This is a genomic window from Mesorhizobium sp. BHbdii (assembly GCF_053848045.1).
Window position 1 is genome coordinate 457426 of the sequence record NZ_JBSPKX010000001.1, and the last position, 18253, is coordinate 475678.

14 protein-coding genes are annotated in these 18253 nt (G+C 62.4%); 10 read left to right on the forward strand and 4 right to left on the reverse strand.

Going from position 1 to position 18253, the window contains the following annotated elements:
• Window positions 1–77: 77 nt before the first annotated feature.
• Genes ACWTU8_RS02195 through ACWTU8_RS02215 form a run of 5 tightly spaced genes read left to right on the forward strand, consistent with a single transcriptional unit; the run spans window position 78 to window position 5475 of the window.
• Window positions 78–770, forward strand: a complete 693-nt coding sequence (locus ACWTU8_RS02195; protein ID WP_455846852.1) for an ABC transporter permease — start codon at window positions 78–80, stop codon at window positions 768–770.
• A gap of 2 nt (window positions 771–772) precedes the next feature.
• Window positions 773–1495: an ATP-binding cassette domain-containing protein gene (locus ACWTU8_RS02200; protein WP_455848360.1), complete on the forward strand. Its 723-nt coding sequence runs from the start codon at window positions 773–775 to the stop codon at window positions 1493–1495.
• Between the two features lie 35 nt (window positions 1496–1530).
• Window positions 1531–2355 (forward strand): substrate-binding domain-containing protein, encoded by an 825-nt coding sequence (locus ACWTU8_RS02205; RefSeq protein ID WP_455848361.1) that lies wholly within the window; start codon window positions 1531–1533, stop codon window positions 2353–2355.
• A 41-nt stretch (window positions 2356–2396) separates the two neighbouring features.
• Entirely contained in the window at window positions 2397–3527 is a 1131-nt protein-coding gene (locus tag ACWTU8_RS02210) for a molybdopterin-binding protein (protein ID WP_455846853.1), read from the forward strand.
• A 7-nt stretch (window positions 3528–3534) separates the two neighbouring features.
• Complete coding sequence (locus ACWTU8_RS02215; RefSeq protein ID WP_455846854.1) at window positions 3535–5475, forward strand: molybdopterin biosynthesis protein; 1941 nt, start codon at window positions 3535–3537, stop codon at window positions 5473–5475.
• Here ACWTU8_RS02215 and mobA read toward each other — a convergent pair.
• Entirely contained in the window at window positions 5459–6091 is a 633-nt protein-coding gene (gene mobA, locus ACWTU8_RS02220) for a molybdenum cofactor guanylyltransferase MobA (protein WP_455846855.1), read from the reverse strand. The genes ACWTU8_RS02215 and mobA overlap by 17 nt on opposite strands.
• Window positions 6081–6974 carry a formate dehydrogenase accessory sulfurtransferase FdhD gene (gene fdhD, locus ACWTU8_RS02225; RefSeq protein ID WP_455846856.1) on the reverse strand — a complete coding sequence of 298 codons (894 nt, stop codon included), beginning with the start codon at window positions 6972–6974 and terminating at the stop codon, window positions 6081–6083. The genes mobA and fdhD overlap by 11 nt, the downstream gene beginning before the upstream one ends.
• 181 nt (window positions 6975–7155) lie before the next feature.
• Between fdhD and ACWTU8_RS02230 the strand changes: the two genes are divergently transcribed.
• From ACWTU8_RS02230 to ACWTU8_RS02250, 5 genes are all read left to right on the forward strand, one after another.
• A complete protein-coding gene (locus tag ACWTU8_RS02230; protein ID WP_455846857.1) occupies window positions 7156–8412 on the forward strand; it encodes a molybdopterin molybdotransferase MoeA in 1257 nt (418 codons plus the stop codon).
• 116 nt (window positions 8413–8528) lie between these two features.
• Window positions 8529–8768 (forward strand): sulfurtransferase TusA family protein, encoded by a 240-nt coding sequence (locus ACWTU8_RS02235; protein ID WP_455846858.1) that lies wholly within the window; start codon window positions 8529–8531, stop codon window positions 8766–8768.
• 229 nt (window positions 8769–8997) lie between these two features.
• Window positions 8998–10671 (forward strand): NAD(P)H-dependent oxidoreductase subunit E, encoded by a 1674-nt coding sequence (locus ACWTU8_RS02240; RefSeq protein ID WP_455846859.1) that lies wholly within the window; start codon window positions 8998–9000, stop codon window positions 10669–10671.
• 1 nt (window position 10672) lies between these two features.
• A complete protein-coding gene (gene fdhF / locus ACWTU8_RS02245) occupies window positions 10673–13462 on the forward strand; it encodes a formate dehydrogenase subunit alpha (protein ID WP_455846860.1) in 2790 nt (929 codons plus the stop codon).
• 647 nt (window positions 13463–14109) lie between these two features.
• Window positions 14110–14904 (forward strand): inositol monophosphatase family protein, encoded by a 795-nt coding sequence (locus tag ACWTU8_RS02250; RefSeq protein ID WP_455846861.1) that lies wholly within the window; start codon window positions 14110–14112, stop codon window positions 14902–14904.
• Here the strand turns inward: ACWTU8_RS02250 and ACWTU8_RS02255 are convergent.
• Window positions 14894–15970 carry an ABC transporter ATP-binding protein gene (locus ACWTU8_RS02255; RefSeq protein ID WP_455848362.1) on the reverse strand — a complete coding sequence of 359 codons (1077 nt, stop codon included), beginning with the start codon at window positions 15968–15970 and terminating at the stop codon, window positions 14894–14896. The genes ACWTU8_RS02250 and ACWTU8_RS02255 overlap by 11 nt on opposite strands.
• The gene (locus ACWTU8_RS02260; protein WP_455846862.1) at window positions 15970–18252 is read right to left on the reverse strand and encodes an ABC transporter permease; all 2283 of its coding nucleotides are present in this window, start codon (window positions 18250–18252) and stop codon (window positions 15970–15972) included. Before ACWTU8_RS02260 ends, ACWTU8_RS02255 begins: the two co-directional genes overlap by 1 nt.
• Window position 18253: the final 1 nt, after the last annotated feature.

The following is an 18253-nucleotide window of genomic DNA, read 5'->3' on the forward strand; positions in this document are numbered from 1 at the left end:
TGCATATTCCTGCGCAATTTCAATTGTTTGACGAATACGGAAAGAATGCAGCAGAATACAGGACGAGGTGAACGGGAATGTCGGAAGGCCTAAGCGCATGGCAGCTTATCGCGAGCGGCGACGCGACGCTGATCTCGATAGTGCGTCTTTCGCTAACTATCACCCTGGCCGCCGTTGCAATTGCAGCCGTCGTGGGACTGCCGCTCGGGGCGTTGCTGGCTCTGACGCGTTTTCCGGGACGTTCCGCGCTCGTGGTGCTTGTTAACGGCTTCATGGGCCTGCCGCCAGTTGTCGTCGGCCTGACCGTTTACCTGCTGTTATCCCGATCAGGGCCACTCGGCGAGTTCGGCCTGCTGTTCACACCGGCCGCCATGGTCATCGCGCAGGCGCTTCTCGTCCTGCCGATCATCGCAGCTCTGACGCGCCAGACCATCGAGGATTTGTGGCGCGAATATCGCGACGAACTGACAGCGATGGGCGTCGGCCCGACAGGCAGGGTGGTAACGCTCTTGTGGGACAGCCGTTTCAGCCTCATCACCGCAATGCTCGCCGGCTTCGGGCGGGGGGCCGCCGAAGTCGGCACAGTAATGATCGTCGGCGGCAACATAGAAGGCTTTACCCGAACCATGACGACCACGATCGCGCTCGAAACCTCAAAGGGAGACCTGCCGCTCGCGATGGGGCTCGGCATCATCCTGATCGGACTTATTCTTGCCATCAATGCCGCTGCCTGGGGCCTGCGATTGTGGTCGGAGCAACGGGCGGCCTGATGATGCGTGCCGCGCTTACCGACCTTCCTCTCATTCTGGACCGCGTCTCGCTCAGCGCCGGCGCCACGACTATGCTTGACCGCCTGAACCTGGCGATAACTCCCGGCGCGCCGACACTCGTGCTCGGTCCCAATGGGGCGGGCAAGACGTCACTGCTTCGGGTTTGCATGGGACTTGCCGCGCCTTCCGCAGGAACTGTGAGCTGGGGTGGGTGCACCGACCGCGGGCTCGGGCGCCGGGCAATGCTGCTCCAGAAACCGGTGATGCTGCGCCGCTCCGTCGCAGCCAACGTCGCCTACGGACTGGCGCAAGCTGGTTGTCAGCGCCATCGTCGCGCGGCACGCACTGAGGAACTTCTCGACCGTGTGGGCCTTCTGGGCCTGGCGGCGCGACCTGCGCGCCGCTTATCCAGCGGCGAGCAACAGCGCGTGGCGCTTGCCCGCGCACTGGCGCGCGAACCCGAGATCCTGCTGCTCGATGAGCCCACTGCCGGCCTTGATCCCGCGGCTACCCGCCATGTCGAGGAGATCATCCTCATGGCCTCCCAGTCGGGCACCAAGATCGTCATGGCTTCGCACAATCTCGGGCAGGTGCGCCGGCTCGCGGAAGATGTCGTCTTCCTCGTTTGCGGCCGACTGTGCGAGCACGCCAGCGTCGCTGATTTCTTTGATCGCCCCTCATCCGCAGAAGCTGCCGCCTTTATTCAAGGAGAGCTCGTCCTTTGACTGCGGAGACGGAGCTTCCAGTGTTCAACCGTCGACTGTTTGCCGCAATTGCGATCATTTTGACTGCCCTCGGCTTCAGCAGCGCATTGGCCGGCGCGCAGGAGCGGTCGATCGTCGTGGCCTCGACGACCTCGACGCGGGATTCCGGCCTTTTCGATCACATACTGCCTTTGTTCACCACAAAGACCGGTATCGATGTGAGGGTGGTCGCGCAGGGAACTGGCCAGGCCCTCGACGCCGGCCGCCGGGGAGACGCAGACGTGGTCTTGGTCCATGCCAGGGAGCAGGAGGAGAAATTCGTCCAGCAAGGTTTTGGCGTTAGACGCTTCGATGTGATGTACAATGATTTCGTCCTGATCGGGCCCAGAGGCGACCCGGCCGGCATCAAGGGTTCGCCGGATGTCGCAGTCGCCTTGACATCGATCCAGAGCAAAAAAGCTGTTTTTGTTTCCCGCGGCGACAAATCCGGAACCCACTTTGCAGAACTCGGACTCTGGAAGGCGGCAGGTGTCGATATCGCAGCGATGAGGGGTCCCTGGTACAAGGAAATAGGGCAGGGCATGGGCGCTGCGCTCAATACAGCCAGTGCCATGGATGCCTATGTGCTTTCCGATCGCGCCACATGGCTGGCGTTCAAGAACCGCGGCGAACTGGAGATCGTGGTCGAAGGCGACAAAAGGCTGTTCAACCAGTACGGCGTCATACTTGTGAATCCCGCGAGGCATCCCAGCGTCAAGGTCGAACCCGGCCAACGCTTCATAGATTGGCTGATCTCGCCTGAAGGACAGCGGGCGATTGCCGAATACAAAATTGACGGCCAGCAACTCTTCTTCCCGAATGCTGAGCAGGAGCGCTTCTGAAGTCGGTTGCAAAGCGGTTCGCATCTGTCCCATCATCGGACATGATGAGAATGCAGCCTTCCCTCGGCGCGCTGACCGGTCTCGAAGCGGCTCTCGCCGCGCTCCTCGACGGGGTGGTACCGGTTGCGCCCACGATGTTGCCGCTTTGCCAGACGCTTCGAAAGATTGGGGCCGCTATGCCGCCCCTGGTACACGCGCAGCCCACCCGCGACACGGCAAAGACAGATGGCTGGGCGTGTCGCGCGCTCAATCTTGCCGGTGCGTCGGCCTATTCGCCGCTGCCGCTGATGGCAATTCCGGTCTGGGTAGAGGCAGGCGTCGCCATGCCGGAGGGATGCGATTGCGTTCTCGATGCCGATCTCATCGATTGCAGCGGCCCGATGCCCCAGGCGCTCGGGGAAGCAGCACCGGGCCAGGGCGTGCGACGCGCTGGCGAGGACATGCAGGCGGGCCGACCACTCATCATTGCAGGGCACAGGCTGTCGGCCGCGGACCTCCTCGCCCTGCGGAGTGTAGGGATTGGTGAAATTGCAGTGCGGGCACCGCAGGTGCGCCTGATCGATGTCGCCGCCCCGGCGAGCGATACTTTAACGGGGCATTTTATCGCCGACCTCGCAAGAGCCTCTGGCGCGACGGTGTTCGATATCGAAACGGTTACGCGCGACGCCAGATCCGTCGCCCAGGCCCTTGCGAGTGCAGCCGGCGATTTGATCATCCTGATTGGAGGCACTGGTGCGGGGCGCGCCGACGCAACAGCCGACGCGCTTGCGGCGCGTGGCGCGCTCGTTGCCCACAACATAGCGCTGCAGCCCGGCCGAACCGCGGCGATCGGCCGGCTCGACGCGGTCCCGATCATCGCTTTGCCCGGCGCGCCTGATCAGGCTTTTGCCGCCTTTCTTGCGCTGGTTCAGCCGGTTATCGATCGCCTGACGGGCAGGAGCGCCCGGCGAGAGACGGTTCTGGCGCTGGAGCGAAAAATCTCCTCCACGGTCGGGCTGGCCGAGATCGTCCTCCTGAAGCAGGAACAAGACAGATGGGCCCCACTTGCGATAGGAGATTTTTCCCTGGACGCGATCCGCATGGCGGATGCATGGCTTGCTATTCCAGGCGGCAGTGAGGGGTGTGCTGCGGGAACAGCTGTCGGCGCCTTTGTGTTCGACGATCCCAGATGAGTAAGTCATGACCAGATCCACCCGCCAAGATACCGGCCAGGAGCAGTTCCTGACGGTCCTGTCGCGCGACGAGGCGCTCGCCCGTTTCGAGGCGGCGCTATTTCCGCGAACGATCCCGACCGAAGAACTGACGCTTGCGGATGCGCTTGGGCTGGCGCTTGCCGATGATGTCATGGCTCCTATCGACGTGCCTCCCTTCGACCGTTCGAACGTCGATGGTTTTGCCGTGCGCGCCGCCGACATGGCCACCGCGTCGGAGGCCCTTCCTGCCAGGCTCCTGCTCAACCACGAAACTATCGCATGCGGTGTCGCCCCGCAAATACCTGTGCTCGCAGGCACCGCCACCTCCATCTCGACGGGCGGTCCCGTGCCGCGCGGCGCCGATGCCATCGTCATGGTGGAGCACACTCAACCCACCGAAGGTGATGCCATCGAGGTCAGGCGCGGAGCCTCGCCCGGCCAGTTCATCTCGCATGCCGGATCCGATATTGCCCGCGGTGAGGTTCTGCTGCGCGCCGGAACGGTGATCGGCTCGCGAGAAATTGGCATGCTTGCCGCCTGCGGGATTGCGCTGGTGACGGTGGCGCGCAAGCTGCGCGTGGCGGTTTTGTCGACTGGCGACGAACTTGTCCAACCGGGCGATGCCCTTCGACCCGCCGGCATTTACGACGCCAATGGGGCAATCGTCAGCGCCGCGATAACTGAAAATGGCGGCCAGGCGAGCTTTCTCGGCGCGTATCCGGATGACGAAGCCAAGCTGGAAGCCGCCATGCGCGAGGCGCTAGCGGCCCATGAGGTGCTGATACTGTCGGGCGGGACGTCCAAGGGCGCCGGTGATGTCAGCCACCGCATCGTGAACCGTCTCGGCGCGCCCGGCATCGTTGCCCATGGCGTGGCGCTGAAGCCGGGAAAGCCGCTCTGTCTCGCCGTTTGCGACGGCAAACCGGTCGTCGTGCTGCCGGGATTTCCGACTTCGGCCATGTTCACTTTCCACGACATGATCGTACCTTTGCTGCGCCGCATGGCGGGCCTGCCGCCTCGGACCGAAGCGAAGGTCACGGCAAAGGTTCCGCTGCGCATTCCTTCCGAACTCGGCCGCACGGAGTTCGTGATGGTATCGCTGGTCGAGAGTGATGAGGGGCTGGTCGCCTATCCCACCGGCAAGGGCTCGGGGGCGATAACCTCCTTTGCCCAGGCGGATGGCTTCATCAGCATCGAAGCTTTAGCCGACAATATGCCTGCCGGAAGCGAGGCTTCGGTGACGCTGTTCACACCGCACGTCCGTATTCCCGATCTCGTGGTGATCGGCAGCAACTGCACGGGCCTGGATCTCGTCGTGGGCATTCTGTTTCGCGCCGGCCTGACGGTGCGGTCTATCGCGGTCGGGAGCCTGGGCGGCCTGGCCGCGGCTAAACGGGGCGAGTGCGATATCGCGCCCATCCACCTCTTCGACGCCAAGACGCAAAGCTACAATGCGCCGTTCCTGAGCGACGGCCTCGAACTCGTGGAGGGATGGCGGCGCATGCAGGGCATCGTCTACCGCCCAAGCGACATCCGCTTCCAGGGGGCCGACGCAGACGAGGCGGTGCGTGCCGCACTCGCCGATCCAAATTGCATGATGGTCAACCGCAACCAGGGCTCGGGTACACGCATCCTGATCGACCAACTGCTTGGTCCGGCGCGTCCCGACGGATATTGGAACCAGCCCCGCTCGCACAATGCCGTCGCGGCGGCCGTGGCGCAGAACCGAGCAGACTGGGGCGTCACCATTGCGCCGGTGGCGCAATCAGCCGGGCTCGGTTTCATTGCACTGAAGGAAGAGCATTATGATTTCGCGCTGGTCTCTGCCCGCAAAGAGCGACCCGCGGTGCAGGCCTTCCTTACCGCGCTCACTTCGCCTGAATTCAACGAGGGGATCGAGCGCATGGGTTTTACCCGACCTGGCTAAGGTGCCAGAGCCGTTCGGCCTCGGCAAAATCTTCGACCGTGTTGACATTGAAGAATGGATCCACCGGCTTGGCGGGCCAGGACGCGGTGGCAACCTGGTAGCGAGCCGTCCAGAGGTCGATCTTGCGAATGCCCTCTTCGACGAGTGCATGGCGTAACTCATCGCGCATCGCCACTTGCCAGAGTCCGATGACAGGATGCGTCCGGCGCGCTGACATCGCCACCGCCAGATCCGCACCTTTCGCCAAGCGCGCCCGATGCAGCCGTTCGACGAGGTCGCGCGGCAAAAAAGGACAGTCCGCCGCGACGCTGACGATCCATTCGAAGTCGGGCCTGTTCTCCTCAGCCCAATCGAGGCCCGCAAGCACGCCAGCGAGCGGCCCCGGATAGTTCTCGACCGGGTCGGCGACGACTGGAAGGCGAAAGCGGTCAAAGCGGGCAGGGTCGCCATTGGCGTTCAGCAAGAGCCCGTCGCATTGCGGGCCGAGGCGATCGAGGACACGATCGAGGATCGTGAGTCCGTCGATCCGACGCATGGATTTGTCGCCACCGCCCATGCGCCGGGCGAGCCCCCCGGCGAGAACGACGCCCAGGGTGGGCACCTTCTTATTCGCCATCGGCGGCTCCCTTGCGTCTGTGACGAGGTGCTTCCTCGCCGACGGAAGCGAGGTCCTGGTCGAAGACAATCCGATCCTCGCCAGACAGCACGGCGAACCGCTTGCCGCGCGCCCGGCCGACGAGCGTCAAGCCTGCCTGACGCGCCAAATCGACGCCCCAAGCGGTGAAACCCGAGCGTGAGACGAGGATCGGAATGCCCATTCGAACCGTCTTGATCGTCATTTCCGACGTCAGCCTGCCCGTCGTATAAAGGATCTTGTCGGCCGGATCGATGCCGTGGCGATACATCCAGCCGGCGATCTTGTCGACGGCATTGTGGCGCCCGACATCCTCCATATAACAGACGGGCGTTCCTTCCTTGCAAAGCACGCAGCCATGAATCGCGCCCGCTTCAAGATAGAGCGACGGCGTCGTGTTGATCGTGCGGGTCATTTGGTAAAGCCAGGAGGTGTGCAGTACGGCTGCCGGCAGAGCGGTATTTTCGAGCGCCTCGAGAAGATCGCCGAAAGCCGTACCCTGCGCGCAGCCTGAAGTCTGCGTCCGTTTCTTGAGCTTCTGCTCGTAATTGGTGTTGCGCTCGGTACGAACGATCACGACCTGCAGGTCGTCGTCATACTCGACTTCGGTTACGACGTCGTCGAATTTGAGCATGTTCTGATTGAGCAGGTAGCCCAGCGCCAGATATTCAGGATAATCGCTGATCGTCATCATCGTGACGATCTCCTGCGCGTTCAGATAGAGCGTCAGCGGGCGTTCAACGGGGACGCGGACTTGAATAGCGGCGCCCGTATGATCGATGCCGCTGACGTGTTCGGTCAATCGGATGTCCTCCGGACTCGGCATGATGATGGCGGGGTCTGGCCGGTTTTTCATCTGCTGCATGGCGCTCTCTTGAAAATTGCAATCCCGCTCGCCGGGGTGGATGCATTACCTTCAGCTTGACGTCTACTATATACCCTGTTCAAACGCAGGCCGGTCGACAAAAGCGCCTATAAGCGCAGACTGGCTTGCCGGATGGCGCCGAGCTGCCGGTTCGGCCAGATCCACAGAGGCTGAAGGCTCGATGGCGCAACTTTCAGACGACTGCTTCGCTTTCGGCGGCCCGATGCGATCGGTCGATGATACCGCCGCACTGATTGCTTCACGGCTGACCGTTGTGGACGAGACCGAAACCGTCCAGCTGGCGAATGCCGATGGGCGCGTCCTGGCGAGAGATTTAATTGCGCCGCTGCCCCTGCCGCCTTTCACCAACTCAGCCGTCGACGGCTATGCACTGTGCGGCGACGACCTGCCGGGAACCGCTGAAAAAACTTTCCTCGTGAGCGACAGGATCCAGGCCGGGGTGGCCCCGGATCGGCCCGCCGCGCCCGGACAAGCCATACGCATCTTCACTGGCGCTCCGCTGCCGGAGGGGGCAGACACGGTCTACATGCAGGAAGATGTCCGTGTCGACGAGACCGGCAGGGTCATTCTTCCGCCCGGCCTGAAAAGGGGAGCCAACGTGCGGCCGGCGGGCGAGGATGTCGCAGCAGGCAAGGTGGTCCTGCAGGCCGGCCAGCGCATGCGCCCGCAAGATGTTGCGCTCGCCGCGGCTCTCGGCATGACGCAGCTCGAAGTCCGGCGCAAAGTTCGCGTCGCGATCTTCTCGACCGGCAACGAGATCGTCACGCCGGGAAATGCCCGGGGACCGGCCCAGCTTTTCGATTCGAACCGTTTCATGCTTATGGCCATGCTCGCAAGAGTGGGCTGCGAGACCACCGATTTGGGCATTCTGACCGACGACAGCAGCCTGATCGCGGATGTGCTGAGCGAGGCTGCCCCAGGCCACGACCTGATCCTGGCCTCCGGCGGGGTCTCGACCGGGGAGGCCGACTGCGTCAAGGCAGCACTAGAGAGTGTGGGCACCCTGGTATTCTGGCGGGTGGCCATAAAACCCGGCCGACCAGTCGCCATGGGGGTGATCAGGGGAACAGCCTTCATTGGGCTGCCCGGAAATCCGGTGGCGAGCTTCGTCACATTCGCCCATATTGCGCGCGCCGCGATCTTGGCACTGGCCGGGGCACGGCAGCAGCCACCAATTTCGCGGCCTGTGCGGGCCGCCTTTTCCTACCGCAAAAAGCCGGGGCGACGCGAATATGTGCGGGTAAGCCTGCGTGGAACGCAGGACGGTACATATGAAGCCGTCAAATTCCCGCGCGAGGGCGCGGGCCTGCTGTCTTCTTTGGTCCAAACCGACGGCCTTGTCGAACTCGGCGAGGAAATAGCCCTGGTAGAGCCGGGTCAGACCGTTCAGTTCCTCGCCTATTCGGACCTGAATTGACGAACGCCGTCGGGCCGGCGCACGCAGTTTGCCGAGACCCCTGGCCGCTCTCATTTGCGCAGCCGGGAGGCCGTGGCCGTTGACGACCGGTGACCGGTCCGCCATGGTGCGCCACCATGACAACGAGACAGCTCGATCTGACGGGATTGAAATGTCCCTTGCCGGCACTGAAAACCCGCAAGGCGCTCAGCGGCATAAGGCCAGGCGAGCGTCTTGAGGTCCGTTGCACCGATCCGCTGGCGGCCATAGACATTCCCAATCTGATCAACGCAACGGGCGACCGCCTGGAGGCGACGGAACGGGATGGCGACCACATCATTTTCTTGATCGAGAGGGCGCAAGCTGCCCCGGTATAAACCGTGCGACAAATCAGGGCGCAGATCAGTTCTGTCGCGGCGCCCCGGGATGCTAAAAATTGCCAGACCGGCATTGCTTCAACTCGTGTGGCAGGTCCTTGATCAAAGGTGCGCCGGGCTCAAGGGCAGGATACGGCTCACTTGAACCTGTAATGCGGGAAACTGACAACGATATCGGTGGCTTGAGCCGCCTTCCTGAGACAAAGGGTTCGCGCCGGGAGGAGAGAGAATGACAATGCAGCAACGGCGGTCCCCGGATCGCGGACCCAAAGGGCGGGCTCTGGATGACGTGGCCCTGGCCGATGTCCGGGAACTTCTTGGCCATCGCGAACGGCGCCGGGATCTCTTGATCGAGTTCCTGCATCTGATCCAAGACCACTACGGTTGTCTGTCGGCCGCGCATCTGCGCGCGCTTGCCGAGGACATGCGCCTGTCCCAGGTGGAGGTTTACGAGGTCGCGACCTTCTACGACCATTTCGATATCGTGAAGGAAGGCGAGGCGCGGCCCGCGCCGCTGACAATCCGGGTTTGCGAATCGATAAGCTGCATGCTGGCGGGCGCGGAACGCCTGTTTGGCGAACTGGCCGGCGACGCCGACCCGCAGACCATCCGCGTCATGCGTGCGCCCTGCATGGGCCGCTGCGCCACCGCCCCTGCCGCACGCGTCGGCGACCGCGAAGTCGACCACGCGACAAGCCACAAGCTGTTGGCGATGGCGAGAGACGGGGACATCAGCACAGCGGCGCCTGACTATGTCGGCTTGGAGGCCTATCGCGCTGCCGGTGGGTATCAGCTCTTGCAGAAAGTGCGCGACGGCGTGCTGACCACGAATGCCATTATCGAGATCATGGAGCACGCCGGCCTGCGCGGCCTCGGCGGCGCGGGCTTTCCGGCCGGCAAGAAATGGAGTTTCGTGCGCGGCTATCCAGGGCCGCGGCTGATGTCGATCAATGGCGACGAAGGCGAGCCTGGCACTTTCAAGGACCGCTTCTATCTTGAAAGCGATCCGCATCGTACCTTAGAAGGGGCGCTGATCGCTGCCTACGCGGTGGAGGCCAAGCGCATTTACTTCTACATGCGCGACGAATACCCAGCCGTGCTCGCCATTTTGCGCGCCGAGATCGCGGCGCTCGAGGTGGCCGGCATCGTCAAGCCCGGCTTCATCGAACTGCGGCGCGGCGCCGGCGCCTATATTTGCGGCGAGGAAAGCGCGATGCTGGAAAGCATCGAGGGCAAGCGCGGCATGCCCCGACACCGGCCTCCTTATATTGCCGAAGTCGGCCTTTTCGGACGCCCGACACTCAACCACAACGTCGAGACGCTGTGGTGGATTCGCGACATCGTCGAGAAGGGGCCCGAATGGTTCGCCGCGCAGGGCAAGCCCGGCCATCAGGGAATTCGCTCCTGGTCGGTTTCCGGACATGTGAAGGAGCCGGGTGTCAAGCTGGCCCCGGCCGGCGTCACCGTGCGCGAATTGATCGAGGATTATTGCGGCGGCATGGCAGACGGGCATGAATTCAAGGCCTATCTGCCAGGTGGAGCCTCGGGGGGCATCCTTCCGGCGTCGATGGGCGACATTGAACTCGATTTCGGCGGCGAACTCGCCAAACAGGGCGCCTTTGTCGGCTCACATGCGGTGGTCGTGCTTTCGCAAGCCGACAATATCAAGGATGTGACCCTCAATCTCATGAATTTCTTCAAACATGAGAGTTGCGGGAAATGCACGCCGTGCCGGGAAGGAACCGAAAAGCTGGTAACGCTCTTGAAAGAGAAGGGCGTGCCCAACGAGACGGCGATGCGCGACCTTGAAACAGTGATGCGAGATTCCTCCATCTGCGGTCTCGGCCAGGCGGCGCCCAATCCGGTCAATCACCTTTTGACGCATTTTAGGGATGATCTTTGAAATGGCAGATGGCGTCATATTCACCCTCGACGGTAAAACGGTCACAGCTGCTGACGACGAGACCATTTGGGACGTTGCGAAGCGCGAAGGCACCAGGATCCCGCATCTGTGCCATGTTGACATGCCGGGCTATCGGCCAGACGGCAATTGCCGCGCGTGCATGGTCGATGTCGAGGGCGAGCGGGTGCTCGCCGCCTCCTGCATCCGCAAACCTTCCGCCGGAATGGTGGTGAAGACGGATACCGAACGGGCCAGGAAATCGCGCGAGATGGTGTTCGAGCTTCTCGCCAGCAATATGCGGCCGGCGGCCGACGGTCCGGATCAGCAGTCGATGTTCTGGCAGTGGGCTGGTTCGATGGGGATTTCGGGCGATCGCTATAGCTCAAAATTTGCCAGCGACGATGTTCGGCCGGAATTCGACATCACGAATCCCGCCATTGCCGTCAATCTCGATTCCTGCATCACTTGCGGCGCCTGTGTGCGGGCCTGCCGCGAGGTCCAGGTCAATGATGTGATCGGCATGGCCGAGCGCGGCAATCACTCGCTTCCCGTCTTCGACATGCACGATCCGATGGGCCTGTCGACTTGTGTCACCTGCGGTGAATGCGTTCAGGCCTGCCCGACCGGCGCGCTCTACGAAAAGTCGCTGATGGACAAGACAGGCAAGACCCGCGTCATCCAGGAATTCGACAAGGTCATCGACACGCTGTGCCCGTTCTGTGGCGTCGGCTGCCAGACCAGCGTTGCCGTCAAGGACAACAAGATCGTCCAGGTCGATGGCCGTAACGGCTATGCCAACGAGAACCGGCTCTGCGTCAAGGGGCGTTTCGGCTTCGATTATGCCATGTCGCCTGAACGGCTGACGAAGCCGCTTATCCGCCGCAACGACGCCCCGAAATCGGGCGATTTGGACATGCGCGGCGTCGATCCGCTGACCGTGTTTCGCGAGGCTACCTGGGAAGAGGCGCTCGCGCGTGCCGCCGGCGGGCTGAAGCGCATTCTCAAGGATCATGGTGGGCAGGCGCTGGCCGGCTTCGGCTCGGCGAAAGGCTCCAATGAAGAGGCTTATCTGTTCCAGAAGCTGGTGCGCCAAGGCTTCGGCACCAACAATGTCGACCATTGCACGCGGTTGTGCCACGCATCGTCGGTGGCAGCACTCATGGAAGGCGTCGGTTCGGGAGCAGTTTCGGCGCCCTTCAACGACGCGCTGAAGGCCGAATGCATCATCGTCATCGGCGCGCGGCCGACCACCAACCATCCGGTCGCCGCGACCTATTTCAAGCAGGCGGCCAAGCGCGGCGCCAAGCTGATCGTCATGGACCCGCGCGGCCAGGACCTGATGCGCCATGCGTCGCATTCGCTGCGGTTCAAGGCTGGCAGCGACGTCGCCATGCTGAACGCGCTGATCCACGTCATCGTTGAGGAAAAGCTCTACGACGAGCAGTATATCCAGGCCAACGCTTCCGGATTCGAGGCGCTGAAGGCCAAGGTGAAGGATTTTTCGCCCGAAGCGATGGCCGAGGTCTGCGGTGTCGAGGCGAGCGTGCTGCGCGACGTCGCCCGCACCTACGCGACCGCCGAGCGGTCGATCATCTTTTGGGGCATGGGCATTTCCCAGCACACACACGGGACCGATAATGCGCGCTGCCTGATCGCTCTGGCGCTGATCACCGGACATGTCGGCCGGCCGGGAACCGGTCTGCACCCGCTGCGAGGTCAGAACAACGTGCAGGGCGCATCCGATGCCGGGCTCATCCCGATGTATTTCCCCGACTATAAGTCGGTCGAGAACATCGACATCCGCGGCGCCTACGAGAACTTTTGGGGCCAGACGCTGGACCCCAAACGGGGCCTGACGGTCGTCGAAATCATCGACGCCATCCATGAAGGCGAAATCAAGGGCATGTACATAATGGGCGAGAACCCGGCCATGTCCGATCCGGACCAAACCCATGCCCGGCAAGCACTGGCCATGCTCGACCATCTCGTGGTGCAGGACATCTTCCTGACCGAGACCGCTTGGCATGCGGATGTGGTGCTGCCGGCCTCGGCACATGCCGAAAAGCTCGGCACATACACCAACACCAACCGGCAGGTGCAGATTGGGCGTCCAGCGCTCGAACTGCCAGGCCAAGCGCGTCAGGACTGGGAACTGATCGTCGAACTGGCGAGGCGCGTGGGTCTGGACTGGAATTACGGCCATGTCTCGGATGTCTATGCCGAGATGGCCAGCGTCATGCCTTCGCTCAAACACATCTCCTGGGATCGCGTCGAACGCGAGGGATCGGTTGTCTATCCGGCCGACGGCCCCGACAAGCCTGGCAACGAGATCATCTTCTCGTCCGGATTCCCGACCGCGGACGGACGCGGCCGCATCGTGCCGGCCGATTTGCTACCGCCCGATGAGGTGCCCGACGAAGAGTTTCCACTGGTGCTCACCACCGGCCGCCTGCTCGAGCATTGGCACACCGGCGCCATGACGCGCCGGGCGGGCGTGCTGGACGCGATCGAGCCACACGGGATCGCCGCGATGAACCCTTATGAGATCAAACGGCACGGCCTACGCCAAGGGGAGACGATTGCGGTCGAGACGCGGCGCGGCACGGTGGACGCCATCCTCCGCGCCGATCGGGAGGTCGCCGACGGCATGGTGTTCATGCCGTTCTGCTTCAACGAAAGTCCGGCCAACATGCTCACCAACCCGATGCTGGACCCCTACGGCAAGATTCCGGAGTTCAAATACTGCGCCGCACGAATTGCGCCGGCGGCGAAGGCCGAAGCTGCCGAATGAAACCGATATCACGCCATCTAGACGACCCAGAGGGCTGGGCGTGCCATTGGTCGCGGCCCGCAGCCCGCGTTCGCTTCGCAAGCGTCTCCGAACTGTGCGGTGCTGTCCGGCCTAACGTCCATCTGGTCGAGCTCTGAGGCCGAGGCAATTGAAGCGGCTGGCCTGCTGGCCGCAGCCCGTCCAAGTGGATGAGCACCTTGGGGAGAATGATCGCTCCGCAACAGGCTTCCTTCCACCCGCCGATTTCGAACGAGTCGCTTACTCCTGCTTCGCTAATCCACATGAGAGTGTCCGCGGATGGGACCGTGCGATGCCCACGGTGATATTGCTTTCGTCGCACGGCGGTGTCGGCACGCTCTTGCTCTGCGAGCTACTGGATGCGCCGATTTCGTGCAGTCGGGATCAAACGTTCCCTGGACATTTCTTCACTTTCGAGTGGCCGGGATACGAGGTCATCCATGAGTGGCGGCCGATCGCCGAGGGTTAAACTCAAGCTTTCCCCCGAAAAATCGGCGATCAATACAAACGGCTGACGGAACGAACGGAAGCAGAAACAATGACACAATTACCTGCGTGAATGATCCTGATCAGCGGAAGGCGATGACATCTGCTTTGACAAGAGGTGGATCAACAAAGAGCGAGTGCCCATGGCCGGTGACAATAACGATCGGATGCTGTTTGCGACTGCGTTGGCGCGGCGCGGCGGCGAGCTCGGCCTGCAATATTTCCGACAACTGGAGACACTCACAATCGAGAGCAAGGGTCATCAGGACCTGGTTTCCGAGGCCGACCGGAACGTCGAGACGTTTATCCGCCAGGAGCTTGCGACTCAGTACCCGGAAGACGGCGTTATCGGAGAGGAACACGCCGCACTAGCGGGCGGATCGGGTTACACCTGGGTGATAGATCCGATCGACGGCACTGCCAATTTCCTGCGCGGCATCCCAGCCTGGACCGTCGTCATCGCCTGCGTCAAGGAGGGGCTGACGGTCGTGGGCGTTATCCATGAACCGTCTACCGGCGAGACTTTTTATGGACGACGCGGCGGCGGAGCTTTCCTCAACGAGCGGCCCATAAAGACAAGTCCGACGACGAGTCTGATGCAAGGCTCGGTCGGAACCGGCTTCTCAAATCGGCGTGAAGCTCGTGCCGTCGCCAAACTGATCGATCTCCTGCTTCAGGAGGGCGGCGTCTTTTTCCGCAATGCATCCGGCGCGCTTATGCTTGCCTACGTCGCGTCGGGCAGGCTGCTCGCCTATGTCGAGGAACATATGAACGCTTGGGACTGCCTCGCAGGCATGCTTCTGGTCGAAGAGGCCGGCGGATTGGTCGTCCCGCCCGATCCGAAAACGGTCCTGGAGGAAGGAACACTGGTCATCGCGGGCGGTAAGGGCGTGTTCGACAAGGTCCACGCGCTTTGCAAAGAGGCGTTCAGTCTGTGATCAGCACGGGCCCGCGTTCGGGAAAGCCGATGCTTACCGGCTGCCCCGCTCGATACGCCGTGTCGACATCCGGCGAGATCACGAAGACTTCGCCGAATTGCGTGGCGACTACGAATTCGAGGTGGCTGCCGACATAGGTCACTTTTTCAAGTGTGCCGGGCAAAGTGCCGGGAGCATTCGGTTGACCAATCTCGAGGCGGCTCGGTCTCGCCGCCAGCTTGGCTGGCCCCGGTTTGCGGCCGCGAGCAGGCAGCTTCAGGACAGCGGATCCCAGCTGCACGGTGGCGCTGTCGCCTTCGACCGACACCACCTCGCATTGGAACATGTTGGCTTCGCCGATGAAGTCGGCCACGAAAGCATTTGCGGGCTGCTCGTAGAGCTCGCGTGGCGTGCCGTCCTGAGCAATCACCGCATTGTTCATGACAATGATGCGATCGGAGACGGCGAGCGCTTCCTCCTGGTCGTGGGTGACATAGACGACCGTCAGGCCGAGTTTCTGCTGAATCTCGCGGATCTCCTCGCGCACGCGCCGGCGCAGCTTGGCATCCAGGTTCGACAAAGGCTCGTCGAAGAGCAGCACCTGCGGCTCCAGAACCAGCGCCCGCGCTACCGCCACTCGCTGTTGCTGTCCACCCGAAAGCTGGCTCGGCAGGCGGTCGCCGAAATTGGAGAGTCCGACCAGCTCAAGCCCTGCTCTGGCCCTCTCGGCCGTCTCCTTCCTCCCGAAGCCGGAAAAGCCCAGGCCGTATTCGACGTTCTGGGTCACGGTCATGTGCGGGAAAAGCGCGTAAGATTGAAACACCATGGACACATCACGATCGGTAGCCGGCAAACGGGTGACGTCGGCGCCCCCGATCAGGATCTGGCCGCCCGTTACCATTTCCAGTCCAGCGATCATGCGCAAGGTGGTCGTCTTGCCGCAGCCCGACGGTCCAAGGAGAGTGACCAGCTTCCCGGCCTCGATGAACAGCGAGACGCCATTGACGGCGGGCGCCTTGCTCTTGCCGTAGATCTTGGTGACGTTCCTGAATTCGACTGAGGCGGCGTTGCTGCGAATTTCGGCCATCATCCGCCTCCCGAGATCGCCGGCTGTGGACGCGCCACCACTGACTGGCTGACATTGGTGCGCGACTGCGCCAGATCGCCGTCGAGACCGCGCCGGCCGATGATGCGGCTGCCAACAGCAAGCTGCATCAGGCCGATCACCGCTAGCATGACACCGATCAGGACGGCGGAATAAGCGATGGCGATGCCGTATTCGTTATTCTCGACGCGGCCGACGATGTAGCTGGTCGACATGTCGTACTGGGCGCTGACCAGAAAGATAATGGCGCTGATGGCGGTCATTGCGCGAACGAAGGAATAAACCAGCGCGGCAAGGATGGCCGGGCGCAGCAGCGGCAGCACCACCTTGCGGAAGGTTTGCCAGGAGTTAGCGCCGAGAGTGAGGGAGGACTCGTCAAGGCTGCGGTCGATCTGCGACATCGACGCGATACCCGCGCGAACCCCGACCGGCATGTTGCGGAAGATGAAGGAGAGCACCAGGATAATGCCGGTTCCAGTGAGCTCGATCGGCGGCACGTTGAACGCGATCACATAGGACACGCCGATCACAGTGCCGGGAATGGCGAAGGACAGCATCGTTGCGAATTCGAAAGCGTCTTTGCCGGCAAAATTCTGGCGGACCAGCAAATAGGCGGTCAAGAGTCCGATGGCCGCGGTCAGCGGCGCGGAGATCAAAGCTATTTCCATGGTCGTCCAGAACGAACTCCAGGCCGAGCCGCGCCAGTGGACGCCGAACTCGTTCCACCCGATGGAAAACGCCTTCACGTAGTGTTCAAAGGTCAGAGAGAAATCGACGCCCCACAGCTTGACGAAGCTGCCGTAGAAGATCGTCGCATAAATCAGCAAGGTAAAAAGCGTCCAGACAGCGGCTATCGCGATGACGAGGTTGCGGAATGTTGCCGGCAGAAGCGGGTGGACGCCGGCGTCGCCTTTGCCGGAAACGGTCGTGTAGGACTTTTTGCCGAGCCAGAATCGCTGGGCGTAGAAAGCCCCAAGGGTAAAGAACAGGAGTACGAGGGCGAGGATCGCCGCCTGCGCCTGGTCGTATTGTGCGCCGACAATGGCGAAGAAGATCTCGGTGGACAGAACGTCAAAATTGCCGCCGAGCACCAGCGGATTGCCGAAGTCAGCCATGCTCTCGATAAAGCCGAGCAGAAAGGCGTTGGCTAGACCCGGCCGCATCAAAGGTAGAGACACGGTGATGAAGGTCTGCCAGCGATTGGCGCGCAGGGTCTGGGCGGCCTCCTCCATGGAGGGGCTGATGCCCTCGACCACTCCGATCATCACCAGAAAAGCGATCGGCGTGAAGGCGAGCACCTGGGCGATGAGCAGGCCAGGCAGTCCATAGATCCATCGCGTCGGACTGACGCCGATTAGCTCGGCGAAGCCCAGGTTGATGGCGCCCGAGAGGCCGAACAGAAGAATGATGGCGAGGCCGATGACGAAGGGTGGTGTGATGATCGGCAGCACGGTCAGCGCCCGCAACAGCGCGCCGTAGCGAAAGCCAGTACGCGTCACCACCAGGGCAAAGACCAGGCCGAGTGCGGTGGTCATCACGCCGACCAGAATGGCGAGAAACAGCGAATTCCAGGCGACGCCGCAGCGCGGACCGCCGAAAAGGCAGCCGAGATTCCAGAGCCGGTCGCTGGAGAGTTTTGCGAGAAAGATGGGAAGCGAATAGTCGCCCTCTTGTGTGAGCAGTGCGCTCCCCAGCATTTGACCGATCGGCATGAAGATGAAGATGGTGACCACGGCGACGACGAAGCCGATCGAGCCGACGACGAATTCGTCGCCGGCCACCGCGCCGCGCGCCGCAAGCCCTAGGGTGAACAGGAACAGGAACGCGCCGCTTACGAGCAGTGCTCCCCAGCCCATGCCGAACTGGCGGTCGTCGAGCTCGCCAACGAGCCAGGTCAGCCATTGCCACTGGAAACCACGCAGACCAATGCCGAAACCTTGAAGCAGGAAGTAGGCGACGCCGGTCGCGCCGACGACGATTAGCAAATTCCCAAAGAAAGGGTCGGACTTCCTTCGCCCCCATAGCAGGAGCGGCGCGAGAAGCAGCGGCCCGAGGGGTGCAAGCCAGAGTTTCTCGCCTTGCAGCACAAGGAAAAGCGCCGGCGCGACGTCATCGTCATGCGGATAGCCGTCCAACAGCCAGGACAAGGTGAAGAAGTTGCTTTCCAGCCCATACCAAGGCAGCAGCGCATAGCCGACCAATCCGACCGCCGTCCACAGGACGACAGTCGGGTGAAGCGCGCTCGTGGCAGTGCGGACGCGCATG

What these genes read in the sequence shown, in the direction of transcription:
- ACWTU8_RS02195 (WP_455846852.1), top strand. Translation starts at nt 78, where the DNA reads ATGTCGGAAGGCCTAAGCGCATGGCAGCTTATCGCGAGCGGCGACGCG.
- ACWTU8_RS02200 (WP_455848360.1), top strand. Translation starts at nt 773, where the DNA reads ATGCGTGCCGCGCTTACCGACCTTCCTCTCATTCTGGACCGCGTCTCG.
- ACWTU8_RS02210 (WP_455846853.1), top strand. Translation starts at nt 2,397, where the DNA reads ATGATGAGAATGCAGCCTTCCCTCGGCGCGCTGACCGGTCTCGAAGCG.
- ACWTU8_RS02215 (WP_455846854.1), top strand. Translation starts at nt 3,535, where the DNA reads ATGACCAGATCCACCCGCCAAGATACCGGCCAGGAGCAGTTCCTGACG.
- mobA (WP_455846855.1), bottom strand. Translation starts at nt 6,091, where the DNA reads ATGGCGAATAAGAAGGTGCCCACCCTGGGCGTCGTTCTCGCCGGGGGG.
- fdhD (WP_455846856.1), bottom strand. Translation starts at nt 6,974, where the DNA reads ATGCAGCAGATGAAAAACCGGCCAGACCCCGCCATCATCATGCCGAGT.
- ACWTU8_RS02230 (WP_455846857.1), top strand. Translation starts at nt 7,156, where the DNA reads ATGGCGCAACTTTCAGACGACTGCTTCGCTTTCGGCGGCCCGATGCGA.
- ACWTU8_RS02235 (WP_455846858.1), top strand. Translation starts at nt 8,529, where the DNA reads ATGACAACGAGACAGCTCGATCTGACGGGATTGAAATGTCCCTTGCCG.
- ACWTU8_RS02240 (WP_455846859.1), top strand. Translation starts at nt 8,998, where the DNA reads ATGACAATGCAGCAACGGCGGTCCCCGGATCGCGGACCCAAAGGGCGG.
- fdhF (WP_455846860.1), top strand. Translation starts at nt 10,673, where the DNA reads ATGGCAGATGGCGTCATATTCACCCTCGACGGTAAAACGGTCACAGCT.
- ACWTU8_RS02250 (WP_455846861.1), top strand. Translation starts at nt 14,110, where the DNA reads ATGGCCGGTGACAATAACGATCGGATGCTGTTTGCGACTGCGTTGGCG.
- ACWTU8_RS02255 (WP_455848362.1), bottom strand. Translation starts at nt 15,970, where the DNA reads ATGGCCGAAATTCGCAGCAACGCCGCCTCAGTCGAATTCAGGAACGTC.
- ACWTU8_RS02260 (WP_455846862.1), bottom strand. Translation starts at nt 18,252, where the DNA reads ATGCGCGTCCGCACTGCCACGAGCGCGCTTCACCCGACTGTCGTCCTG.